At 59.9% G+C, this 10,805-nt stretch carries 16 protein-coding genes and 1 pseudogene; 10 read left to right on the plus strand and 7 right to left on the minus strand.

Annotated features, from left to right (window positions below):
- Positions 1-43: 43 nt before the first annotated feature.
- The 3 genes from WAW39_RS29470 to WAW39_RS29480 form a co-directional block, all read right to left on the minus strand.
- A complete protein-coding gene (locus WAW39_RS29470) occupies positions 44-268 on the minus strand; it encodes a hypothetical protein (RefSeq protein WP_422323212.1) in 225 nt (74 codons plus the stop codon).
- Positions 269-291: 23 nt separating this feature from the next.
- Positions 292-510, minus strand: a complete 219-nt coding sequence (locus WAW39_RS29475) for a glycine zipper domain-containing protein (protein ID WP_422323214.1) — start codon at positions 508-510, stop codon at positions 292-294.
- 128 nt (positions 511-638) lie between these two features.
- Positions 639-1,301, minus strand: a complete 663-nt coding sequence (locus WAW39_RS29480) for an OmpA family protein (RefSeq protein WP_422323216.1) — start codon at positions 1,299-1,301, stop codon at positions 639-641.
- A gap of 170 nt (positions 1,302-1,471) precedes the next feature.
- Between WAW39_RS29480 and WAW39_RS29485 the strand changes: the two genes are divergently transcribed.
- The 4 genes from WAW39_RS29485 to WAW39_RS29500 all read left to right on the plus strand — a co-directional run bounded on the left by WAW39_RS29485 (position 1,472) and on the right by WAW39_RS29500 (position 3,013).
- A complete protein-coding gene (locus WAW39_RS29485) occupies positions 1,472-1,741 on the plus strand; it encodes a hypothetical protein (RefSeq protein WP_422323218.1) in 270 nt (89 codons plus the stop codon).
- Entirely contained in the window at positions 1,738-2,079 is a 342-nt protein-coding gene (locus WAW39_RS29490) for a hypothetical protein (RefSeq protein WP_422323220.1), read from the plus strand. Before WAW39_RS29485 ends, WAW39_RS29490 begins: the two co-directional genes overlap by 4 nt.
- A 19-nt stretch (positions 2,080-2,098) precedes the next feature.
- Positions 2,099-2,668, plus strand: a complete 570-nt coding sequence (locus WAW39_RS29495) for a peptidoglycan-binding protein (RefSeq protein WP_422323221.1) — start codon at positions 2,099-2,101, stop codon at positions 2,666-2,668.
- A 141-nt stretch (positions 2,669-2,809) separates the two neighbouring features.
- Positions 2,810-3,013: a CsbD family protein gene (locus WAW39_RS29500; RefSeq protein WP_422323223.1), complete on the plus strand. Its 204-nt coding sequence runs from the start codon at positions 2,810-2,812 to the stop codon at positions 3,011-3,013.
- Positions 3,014-3,078: 65 nt separating this feature from the next.
- On the opposite strand, the gene WAW39_RS29505 is transcribed toward WAW39_RS29500, so the two are convergent.
- Positions 3,079-3,876 (minus strand): transglutaminase-like domain-containing protein, encoded by a 798-nt coding sequence (locus tag WAW39_RS29505; RefSeq protein ID WP_422323225.1) that lies wholly within the window; start codon positions 3,874-3,876, stop codon positions 3,079-3,081.
- A 102-nt stretch (positions 3,877-3,978) separates the two neighbouring features.
- On the opposite strand from WAW39_RS29505, the gene WAW39_RS29510 reads away from it, so the two are divergent.
- From WAW39_RS29510 to WAW39_RS29535, 6 genes are all read left to right on the plus strand, one after another.
- Entirely contained in the window at positions 3,979-4,740 is a 762-nt protein-coding gene (locus WAW39_RS29510; protein ID WP_422323227.1) for a BON domain-containing protein, read from the plus strand.
- Positions 4,741-4,821: 81 nt separating this feature from the next.
- Positions 4,822-4,971 carry a lmo0937 family membrane protein gene (locus WAW39_RS29515; protein ID WP_422323229.1) on the plus strand — a complete coding sequence of 50 codons (150 nt, stop codon included), beginning with the start codon at positions 4,822-4,824 and terminating at the stop codon, positions 4,969-4,971.
- A gap of 16 nt (positions 4,972-4,987) precedes the next feature.
- Positions 4,988-5,206: a DUF3185 domain-containing protein gene (locus WAW39_RS29520; RefSeq protein ID WP_422323231.1), complete on the plus strand. Its 219-nt coding sequence runs from the start codon at positions 4,988-4,990 to the stop codon at positions 5,204-5,206.
- A 13-nt stretch (positions 5,207-5,219) separates the two neighbouring features.
- On the plus strand, positions 5,220-5,375 hold the full coding sequence (locus WAW39_RS29525; protein ID WP_422323233.1) for a hypothetical protein: 156 nt from the start codon (positions 5,220-5,222) through the stop codon (positions 5,373-5,375).
- Positions 5,376-5,463: 88 nt separating this feature from the next.
- Positions 5,464-7,743, plus strand: coding sequence for a glycosyltransferase family 4 protein (locus tag WAW39_RS29530; protein ID WP_422323241.1), 2,280 nt, complete (start codon positions 5,464-5,466; stop codon positions 7,741-7,743).
- Positions 7,740-9,206 carry a glycoside hydrolase family 130 protein gene (locus WAW39_RS29535; RefSeq protein WP_422323235.1) on the plus strand — a complete coding sequence of 489 codons (1,467 nt, stop codon included), beginning with the start codon at positions 7,740-7,742 and terminating at the stop codon, positions 9,204-9,206. Before WAW39_RS29530 ends, WAW39_RS29535 begins: the two co-directional genes overlap by 4 nt.
- A gap of 32 nt (positions 9,207-9,238) precedes the next feature.
- Here the strand turns inward: WAW39_RS29535 and WAW39_RS29540 are convergent, their stop codons facing one another.
- The 3 genes and pseudogenes from WAW39_RS29540 to WAW39_RS29550 form a co-directional block, all read right to left on the minus strand.
- On the minus strand, positions 9,239-9,520 hold the full coding sequence (locus tag WAW39_RS29540) for a hypothetical protein (protein WP_422323237.1): 282 nt from the start codon (positions 9,518-9,520) through the stop codon (positions 9,239-9,241).
- A 4-nt stretch (positions 9,521-9,524) separates the two neighbouring features.
- Complete coding sequence (locus WAW39_RS29545) at positions 9,525-10,400, minus strand: hypothetical protein (protein WP_422323239.1); 876 nt, start codon at positions 10,398-10,400, stop codon at positions 9,525-9,527.
- A gap of 88 nt (positions 10,401-10,488) precedes the next feature.
- Positions 10,489-10,805: pseudogene (locus WAW39_RS29550) on the minus strand (hypothetical protein); the annotation flags it as partial.

The following is a 10,805-nucleotide window of genomic DNA, read 5'->3' on the forward strand; positions in this document are numbered from 1 at the left end:
AACTAGACTGCAGCACAATGACAGCACCTTTCACAAGAAGGACTCAAGCATGAATGGCATGCTGCTCGCCGCCAGCTGCGGCAGGATTCCGCCGCTCCATGCACTGGTGCAAATGCCGCACGTCCATCTCACGCGGCAGCGCCCGCGATTTGAGCGCCGCTTTGGCAATGGCCGCGTTTTCCGCCTCGCGCAAATCGTGGCCTTCGACCAAGCATTCCATCAGGAAGCGCCCGGTGGTGAGATGATGGATGCTGGCATGGTAGCTCATAAGGGTGAGGCGGTGAAGGCAGGTTAATAGTAGCGGCGGTCACGGCGGCCACCGATGTAGTTCCCAGCAAGTGCGCCGACACCAGCACCCACGGCGGCCCCGCCGATGCTCCGTGTGGCAATACCACCGACCGCAGCACCACCAAGAGCGCCGATGGCAGTGCCGTTGCGGGCGTTGGGGCCGTTCGTGCAGGAGACCAAGGAAACGGACGAGAGCAGAATGGCGATGTAGAGTGTTTTCATGGATGAAATCTATTCCTGCACGCCTCACCTTGGCCATGGGGTGAAACCCGACTTCAAACAGAACAAAAAAAATCCCGCGCCAAGGAAGGCGCGGGATCAAGGGCGTGAGTCGGGTTTACACGGCAGCCTTATTTCGTACGCACCACGAGCACGCGGCGGTCCTGCTGCATTTGCTCTTCATTGCCCTGGGGAAACATGGGGAACATTTCGCCATAACCATGCGCGCTGAGAGAGCTGGCAGGGATGCCGTAGGCTTGGGTGAGCACATCATACACGCTCTTGGCACGGGCGGCTGAAAGCGCCATGTTGTCTTCGTTCGTGCCATCGGTGCTTGTGTGACCTTCAATGTCATAGACGGAGCCGGGCTCCGTCTTGCTGACGGCCAGGATCACATCCGCGACCTGCTGGAGCGCGACTTTCGATTCTTCATCCAGCAGCTTGGCCGTGGCCTTCTCAAAGAGCACAGGGAGCGTCACAAAGGGCATTTCGCGGCTTTGTCCCTGCTCTTCCACGATCACCACATTGCGTTCTGAATTGTACACTCGGCGTGGCTGGCCTGGTGTTTCAACGACGGTTGTCGTCTTGGTGGTCTGCACACTGGGCTGCGGTGTCTGCGTCACGATCACCACCTTCGGTGCCGTGGACAGTTGGCGGCTGATGATGGTGGCGTCCAGAGGGCGCACCAGAACAGTGGAAGGGGCAACCACCACGACACCAGCCGGTGTGGCAGGTGGGGAGACAACGGTGACCTGGGCATGCAGGGGAAATTGCACGAGGCAAAGAGCGGACATTAGGAACAATGAATTCTTCATAAGATTTTGGATGTGTGTTTGGTTTCGATTGACGATTCCATGTCTCGTCGGACGCACGCTCTTTCACCATGGGGTGAAACCCGACTCGCTGCAGCATGGTGGGGTTACACCCCATGGTGGCAGAAGAGAGGACAATCTACTCTGCGTCCATGAACCACGAACAACCCTTCCAGCCCGCTGAGTCCTGCCTCCGGCGCTCACTGGCTGACCTCAAGAACTTTGCACAGCGAGAACCCGGCCAGGCCGTGGCCGCCGCCGTCGGTGCGGGACTGCTCATCAACCTGCTCCCCACCCGCTGGGTCGCTGGCACAGCAGCCGTCGTCGGGGCCATGCTCGTCCGGCCCGTGTTGCTGTCACTGGGTGTCACCAAAGCCATGGAACTCTGCTGCAAGAACACTTCCCCTAAAGACCACTCATGAACACACCCACTGATATTCCTGCCGACATTCACATCCCGTCTGCAATGGCCAAGTCCGCCACCCGGCTTGAAAACTGCGCACACCAGCACCCGGGCAGCACCATTCTGCTGGCCGCGGGCCTCGGCATTGCCGCCGTCCTCATCGCACGCGCGCTGACTCCCCCTCCGCCGCCGAGAAGTCGTGCGGTGCACTTGCTGGAGGACATCCAGCAGCGCCTTTCCAGCCTGGCTCAGCAAGGCACACAGGCTGTAGGCAGAGGAGTTGACAGCATTGATGACCTCCATCTCGACCGCTCATTCGGCAAGCTCAGCAGCAAGTTCAAAAATCTGTTCCATTAAATCCTTTCGCGCACACCCCATGAAAACAACTTCCATGAATTTCAAACCCATTCTCGGAGTCGCCGCGCTCGCGGCCTTCGGCCTGCTTTCACTTGCACCCGCCACCTACGCCAAAGACAAAGGCGGCAAAGGGAACAACGGCAAAGGCCAGCAACATGGCAACAGCAACCATGGTGAGCACGGTCGTGAGCAGTCCCACGGCAATCCTCACCACGATCATGACCAGCAGGCATATCACGCGCATCCAAGCACGAAGTTCAAACTGAACAAGGGCAACGGACATGCAGGCCCGGGTTACTACTACGGCCCGCCAAACATGCCGTATTACTTTGCGCGCCCCGGCGTCAGCTACTATCCCAGCTATGGCGCCATTCCACCGCAGTTCCGCAATCAGGACGCCTATCGCATGAACTCCGATGACTATCGGGTTCAGCAGGCGCTCGCCCGCCTGGGGTACTATCAAGGCTCCCTTGATGGTCGCATGGGGCCGCAGTCGATGCGCGCCATCAGCAACTACCAGCAGTCGCAAGGCCAGCAAACCACCGGACTCATCAACGCCGTTCTGCTGCGCGCGCTGGGTCTGCAATAACACGCCGCGCTGAACCGCGCACTGCACATGCATTCACGCAGGCGCCTGACGCAAGTCAGGCCGCTTTGTTTTTGCCTCGATGCCTTGCAGTAGGGTTACACCCCATGGCTGCCGCAACCCCGGCGCCGTAGGTTCACTCCTATGACAACACTCGAAATCAAAGGCGACTGGAACATCATCAAAGGCAGCCTCAAACAGAAATGGGCGACGCTCACCGATGACGACCTCCAGTTCGTTGAAGGTAAGCAGGATGAACTGCTGGGCCGCATTCAGAAACGCACCGGCCAGAGCCGTGAGGCAGTGGAAGCAGCCATAAAGGAATACCGCGCCGCTCTTTCCGCTTAATTTTCCCCATCAGCCTGAACCAGTGGCGTTGCTGCCAGACCAGACCGGTCGGCAGCAACGCTTTTTTATGACTGAAATGACGAACGGTGCTCGATGACGGTGACCTGCATGTTCTGCATCGTGAAATTGCCAAACATCGTGGCCAGGGCCACATCGGCGGCATCGCGGCCGTAGGCGACGACGATGCGGTTGCCACGCGTCATGCTTTCCGTGGCGTCAAACGTAAACCAGCGGCCACCGATGTAGGCCTCGAACCAGGCATGCAGATCCATCGGAGAAAGCTGGTGCAAAAAACCCACCACCATGCGCGCAGGCACATTGATGGCACGGCACAAAGCGATGCCCAGATGCGCGAAGTCACGGCAGACGCCCCGCCGTGTGTTCAAGGTTTCCAGCGCCGTGGTGAAGCTGTTGCTGGACCCGTATTCATAGTGGATGTTCTGGTGCACCCAGGTGCGGATCGCGGCAACGCATTGGTAATTCGGCGGCAGATTGCCAATGATGGACGTGGCCTGCGCCGGCAGCTCATCAGACTGGCAATAACGGCTGGGCAGCAGGTAGTGCAGAATGTCCGGCGGGAGGTTTTGCACCAGCATCAGCGGCGCATAAATATCTTCATCCACCCGGTCCGCGACCTGGACGCGATACTGCACGGAGACATGGAAATCCCCCGGAGGCATGACGGTTCTCTGGCAGAGATTGCCATACACATCCGTGAACTCGACCACCGGCACTTGTGGGGAGATTTGAAACTCCTCGCGCATGATCCACTGCGCCCAGCCGCTGCGCGGACGCAGCATGAAAATGGCCGGCACCTCTGCCATGAGCTGGTAGTCTAGCTTGCAGGTGGCATCGAGAATCATGCTGCCACTTCGTTCGGCATGGCCAATGAGCAACCTGAATCACAGCCTGGGTAGGGTTATACCCCATCGCACTCATGCAGCATATGCCTTAACACTCATTCTATGAAACCTTTCGTTCCTCGTGCGTTGGCACTTTGCTTTGCGCTGTTTGCTTGTGCACCACTGACCGCGTCCGAGATGGACTCCCAGATTGAAGCCGCCGCCAAAAACTCCTACGTCTTCAAAAACTTTCTCAAGGATGACGCGATCAAGACGGAGTCCAAAGAGGGTGTGGTGACCTTGACCGGCATCGTCCATGACGATTCGCACAAGCAGCTCGCCCAGGAAACCGTGACAGGTCTGCCGGGCGTCAAGAGCGTGGCCAACCAGATTGAAATCAAAGAAAGCCCGCCGGCCAGTTCCGACACCTGGCTCTACTTGAAAGTGAAAAGCGCACTCGCCTTTCATCGCAGCGTCAGCTCCTACAACACGAAGGTGGAGTTGAAAGAGGGGGTGGTGACACTCACTGGCGACGCCGCCAGCCAGGCGCAGAAAGACCTGACCACCGAATACGCCCAGGATGTGGAAGGCGTCAAAGAAGTGAAAAATGAGATGACTGTAACTGGCAAGCCTGCGGGCCCCACTTTTGCCGAGATTATTGATGACGCCTCCATCAACGCCCAGGTGCGCATGGCCCTGCTCACGCACCGTTCCACCAGCGCCTTCAGAACCCTCGTCGCCACCACAGATGGCGTTGTCATGGTGGGCGGATTCGCCAAAAACACCGCTGAAATAGATCTCGTTACCAAGCTCGTCACCGACATCCACGGCGTGAAAAGCGTCGTCAACAACATGGTCGTCGAAGCTGGTGCCGCAAAAAACTAAACCCACGCTGAATCGCGGTCGGACAGCACGCAAACGCTCTGCCCGGCAGATTCTCCATCCACAAGGAAAGACACCCATCTCATGCTTACAACCCTCGCCATCATTCTCATCGTCCTCTGGCTGCTCGGTCTCGTGACCAGCACCACCATCGGCGGCTTCATTCACATTCTGCTCGTGATCGCCGTCATCTTCATCCTCCTGCGCCTCATCCAGGGCCGCCGCGTCCTCTAAGTCACTGTCCATTTTTATGAAAACACCCGCCATCTTCGGCATTCTGCTCATCATTCTCGGCGTTGCTGCCTTCGCTTACCAAAGCTTCACCTACACCACCACGGAGAAGGCCATCGACCTCGGCCCCATTCAGGTGACGGCGGAAAAGCAGCACACCATTCCTCTGCCTCCCATCGTCGGAGCCGTCGCCCTCATTGGTGGCGTCGTGCTGCTGATGCAAGGCCGCAAAAGCTGAACCCCCAACGACCATGACCATCACCAAAAGCTACGGCATGCTCGCGCTTGCCATCTATCTCCTCCTTGTCGGACTCAGCGGTGCCTTCGGCATCAACCTCGGACAGCTCAACGTTCTGGTGCCCATCACGGCACTCGTTGCAGGTGTCTTGATTCTGATCGGCCGGTGATACCCAGCCTAATTTATACAAAGCCGGGTTGCTTATCAGCAGCCCAGGCTGTCTGCTGCAGAATGACGCAGCCATTGAGAGGTTTATCCTGAGCACTTCCATTTCGCCGCAGCGCATCGCCTTTCTCGGCGATTACCTCCCGCGGCTCTGCGGCATCGCGACCTTCACCCATGATCTGAGTGAAGCTGTCGCGTCTGCTTCTCCTTCCACAGATTGTTTTGTCGGAGCCGTCAATGACCGAGTGGAAGGCTACGATTACCCGCAGCGCGTACGCTTCGAGCTGCTGGAGAAGGATCTCGACTCCTACCGTCGTGCGGCGGACTTTTTGAACTTCAGCAACGCAGACGTTCTGTGCGTGCAGCATGAGTTCGGCATCTACGGCGGCCAGGCGGGCAGTCATCTCCTCACGCTGCTCAAGGAAGTGCGCATGCCGGTGGTCACCACGCTGCATACCGTGCTGCGCGAGCCGAACGCCTCACAGCGCAAGGTGATGGATGAACTCGTGCGTCACAGCGACCGCGTGGTGGTCATGGCGCACAAAGGTGCGGAAATTCTGCGCGAGACTTATCACGTGCCGGATTCAAAGATCGACATCATTGCGCATGGCATCCCGGACATGCCGTTGATGGACTCAAGCTGCTACAAGGAGCAGTTCGGCGTCGAAGGCCGCAAGGTGCTGCTCACCTTTGGTCTGCTCGGGCCAGGCAAAGGCATCGAGCATGTGATCGAAGCACTCCCAGAGATCGTGCGGCAGCATCCAAACGTCGTGTACCTCATTCTTGGGGCCACCCATCCGCAGCTCATCGCGCATGAGGGCGAACGCTACCGCCTGAGCCTCGAACGCCTCGCTGAAGAGCGCGGCGTGAAGGAGCACGTCATCTTTTACAATCGCTTCGTCTCACTGGATGATCTCAAGGAGTTCATCGGCGCCACGGACATCTATCTCACACCGTATCTGAATGAAGCGCAGGTGACTTCCGGCACGCTGGCCTATGTGTTTGGCGCCGGGAAAGCCGTCGTCTCCACGCCCTACTGGCACGCACAGGAACTGCTGGCGGATGGACGAGGCGTTCTTGTGCCGTTCCGGAATCCGGCGGCCATCACCGCAGGTGTCTGCGGACTGCTCGATGATCCCGCACGCATGGAAAAGATCCGCCATGAAGCCCACGCCTTGGGCCGCGCAATGATCTGGCCTGCCGTGGCGCAGCGTTATCTGGAATCCTTTCAGCATGCGCGGGCAGACCGCAAAACGGCACCACGCACAGCCTTCGCCGGCTGGACCTTGGGCAACAGGCCCTACGAGCTGCCACCTCTGCGCCTGGACCACGTCGTGCGCATGAGCGACGGCACCGGCATCTTTCAGCACGCCATTTTCAACGTGCCAAACTTCCATGAAGGCTATTGCACGGACGACAATGCGCGCGCCTTCATCCTCTGCACCATGCTGGATGAACTGGGCGGCCAGCCGCCCGCAGAGAACCTCGGCAGGCTCGCCACCAGCTACCTCGCCTTTCTTGCGGCGGCGCTGGACTACGAGAGCGGACGCTTTCGCAATTTCATGAGCCATGGCCGCCAGTGGCTCGAAGCCGCCGGCAGCGAAGACAGCCACGCGCGTGCGCTGTGGGCCGCAGGCAACGGAGCCGGGCGCTCACGCAATGAGGGCCACAGCCGGCTCTCCGCCCAGTTGTTTGAGCGCGGTCTCACTGCGGTGGTGGATTTCACCTCGCCTCGGGCCTGGAGTTTCACCCTTCTGGGCATTCACGAATACCTGCGCCGCTTCCCCAGCAATGCGGCGATCAACGCCATGCGTGTGACCCTCACCGGTCGCCTCGTCGCGCTGTGGAACGCCTGCGCCACGGAGCACTGGCCTTGGTTTGAAGACAGCGTGACGTATGAAAATGCACGCTTCTGCCAGGCGCTCATCCTCAGCGGTCAGTGGATGCCAGACCCGGTCGCACTGGAGATCGGCCTCAAGTCCCTGCGCTGGCTCGTCTCCATCCAAAAGACGCAGTCAGGCTGCTTCCGCCCCATCGGCAGCAATGGCTTTTACCACCGCGATGGCGCCCGCGCCGATTTTGACCAGCAGCCTCTCGAAGCCCAGGCGATGATCGCCGCGTGCAATGAAGCCTCCCGCGCCACCCAGGATGCCTCCTGGTCACGCGAAGCCAAACGCGCCTTCGAATGGTTCCTCGGTCGCAATGACCTCGGCCTGCCTCTTTACGATTCCACCACTGGTGGCTGCGGCGATGGCCTGCACCACGACCGCGTGAATGAAAACCAGGGCGCCGAGTCCACCCTCGCCTTCCACCTTGCTCTCGCGGAGATGAACTGCGCAGAACACTTGATCACTTCGCCACCCGCCTCATGATTTCAGTCACCATTCGCCGTCACGACATCACCTTGCAGCCTGAATGTGGTCGCGTCATCATTCGCCCCTTCATCCCGGGCAAGCCCCAGATCAGGGCAAACATCCTGACGCGTGCGCTTGCACTGAGCGAAGCGGAGGCAGACCTGCAGTTGCAGGCGATCCTCGCCGAGTTTGCTTCACGTCACTTCGATATCGAGTCTCTTCTGCTCACGCATTATGAAAAGGTGCGTCCGCAGATCGCTGCGCAGCCCACGCTCTCACGCGTCCGCCAGCTTCTCATCGGTGCCCTGTTCTCCGGCGAGTACGCGCTGGAGTCCGCCGCGCTGTTCAATCCCTCCATGGTGCCTCATCCTGATCAGAGCGGAGTGATCGAGGGCGGACTGCGCTTCATCATGAGCCTGCGCGCCACGGGTGAGGGTCACATCTCCTCCATCGAGTTTCGCGCCGGCATCATCGCGCCAGACGGTTCCCTCAGTGTGGAGCCGGTCTCAAATTTTGTCTCTCTGCCGGAGGTGGTGCCCAATCCCACGTATAAAAAATCCCGCTTCATCACAAAACTCCAGGAAATGGGTTTCGTGGACGGCTATGCCACCGCCGTGATGGATCCGCTGGCTGAAGCGTTTACCCTTCATGAGCTCGACGAAAGCGTGCAGCGTGTGCGTCGTGAATCCAAATCCGTCAGCCGCGATCTCCGCCGCGCCCTGGAGTGTTTCCGCTGGCTTGCTGACTCGAACTACGAGCTGAACTTCTCATCCAAGCTCGCCCTGAGCGAACGCATCATCTTTCCTGTCTCGCCCAACGAGACCAACGGCATAGAGGATGCCCGCTTTGTCCGCTTCACCGAAGACGACGGCTCGGTGATGTACTACGCCACCTACACCGCATACAATGGCAGGGCCATCCTGCCGCAGCTCATCGAGACGCAGGACTTTCTGCACTTCCGCGTACTCACGCTCAACGGCACGGCAGTTCAAAACAAAGGCATGGCTCTGTTCCCCCGGCGCATCGGCGGTCGGTATGCCATGCTCTCGCGTCAGGATGATGAGAACCTCTTCATCATGTTCTCGGACAGTCCTCACCACTGGAGCAATCCCCAGATCATCCTGCGCCCCTTGGAGATGTGGGAGTCCGTGAAGATTGGCAACTGCGGTTCACCCATCGAAACGGCTGCGGGATGGATCGTCATCACGCACGGCGTCGGCCCCATGCGCAAATACTGCATCGGCGCGGCATTGTTGGATCTTGAGGATCCAACGAAAGTCATCGGCCGCCTGCACGAGCCGCTGCTGTCTCCCGAAGGCCATGAACGTGAAGGCTACGTGCCCAATGTCGTCTACAGCTGCGGCTCCATGCTGCATGGCCGCGAATTGATCCTGCCCTATGCCATGAGTGACAAGGCATCCGCGATTGCCACCATGCAGGTAGACGAACTGCTGGCAGCCCTGCTGGCCAGCGGAATCTGAGCCCGCCAGACCATTCCACGCCCATCAGTTGCTCAGCGCACCTTGGGGCCTGCGGTTGACTGCTCTTGCGACTCACCTTGCTGCTTGCTTTGCCCGGCCTTCGCCATGCCCAGGGCAGCACCGACGCTCTGCTTGGCAGTCACCGTGCGGTCAGTGGCGTCGATGTCGTTGTCCGCGTCAATGTCCAGTTCCTCACGGTCATCAATCTCGATGCGGCCATCGTGATCCAGATCACGTGAGGGATCGTCCGCCAGATCGATGTCGCCATCTCCGTCGAGATCACGTCTGCCATCGTTCTTTTTGGGAGTGGGCATGGCTTCACTTGATGCCGTGCCCCTGCTTGCCAGCCGCCTGCTTGGGGCCGAGATCCACCCCCTGCGCAGCCAGTGTGTCACGGACGCTCGTGACACCGGAGCCTGCCTTTTTGCCCAGTTCCTTGCCTTTGGCAGCACCTTCTTCACCAGCAATGGCTCCGCCGATGGCACTGCCAATGTTTCCGCCAATGCCGCGTGCGTGATCGATGGCGATATTGGCCGCCTGCCCGGCCGCATTGCCTGCGATCTTGCCCAGCATCTGGCCCACGGACTTGCCTTTTTCACCGAGGACAGCTGAACCGAGCATGCCTCCGACTTTCTTGCCAAGACTGCCGCCCACGTCGAGACCGCCCGCTTCCTGGCCCTCCTGCTTGGCACCCTGCTCCCGGTGACCGCCGATGATCGGCCCGCCCGCTTGAGCGGCCTCGGTGGCGTTGGGACCAAGACGTCCCGGACCCACCTGCGTGCCTCCGGCTCCGTCTTTCTTGCCCTGTCCAAAAAGATTTTTAATGCCCTGACCAACGGCTTCCCCGATCATCTGCCCTTCCTTGGAGCCACCCGCGCCAGAAAGGATGCCCTGCATGCCGGCTTGAAGTTTCTCAGTGGCAGTCATGGGCTTTTGACCGACGGCCTGCGTCGTGCTCCCAAGGTAGGTGCTCTGGGTACCCGGGCCTTGGACAGCAGGGGCAGGAGCACCTTGCGCTTGCTGCGCAGGTGCCTGCGGCTGCTGTTGGTCTGCTGCCTGGGCTTTTTGGGAAGGCTGGGCGGGCACCCATGCCTGCTGCGCGGGCTGCTTCGGCTCCTGTTGTGGTGCGGGTGCCGGGGTCGGGCGCTGCGCGCCAATCACAGGTCCGCCTTTTTTGTCGGTGTCTTCAGGCATGGGCTAGGGAGAAAAGGTTATGCTGATTAGCCGGGCCGGGATCAGGTGTGCCGAGAATTACGCAGAATAATGTGGGCGCCGCCAAAAATCACATCTTCATGCCTTTGCCCATGCCGAGTCCCTGCCCCATGCCGCCGCCGATTTTGTAGCCTTCCTCCTCCAGGCTCATGCGCACTGTTTTGACGCCGTCGTCCACCCCTTTGCCCATGCTGCCGCCGATCTGGCCGCCCACTTGGGAGCCGATTTGATTGCCCACCTGGCCGCCCACTTGTCCACCAATCTGCTGGCCGATGCTGGCTCCCACGGCATTTCCCACCACGGGCACGACGCTGCCCACAGCACCGCCGATGGCCCCCCCGGCAGATTTGCCCACCGCCTGCCCGCCTGCCTTGCCCACGGCACCAC

The sequence above is a fragment of the Prosthecobacter sp. genome, from assembly GCF_049294395.1.
Classification (GTDB): Bacteria; Verrucomicrobiota; Verrucomicrobiia; order Verrucomicrobiales; family Verrucomicrobiaceae; genus Prosthecobacter.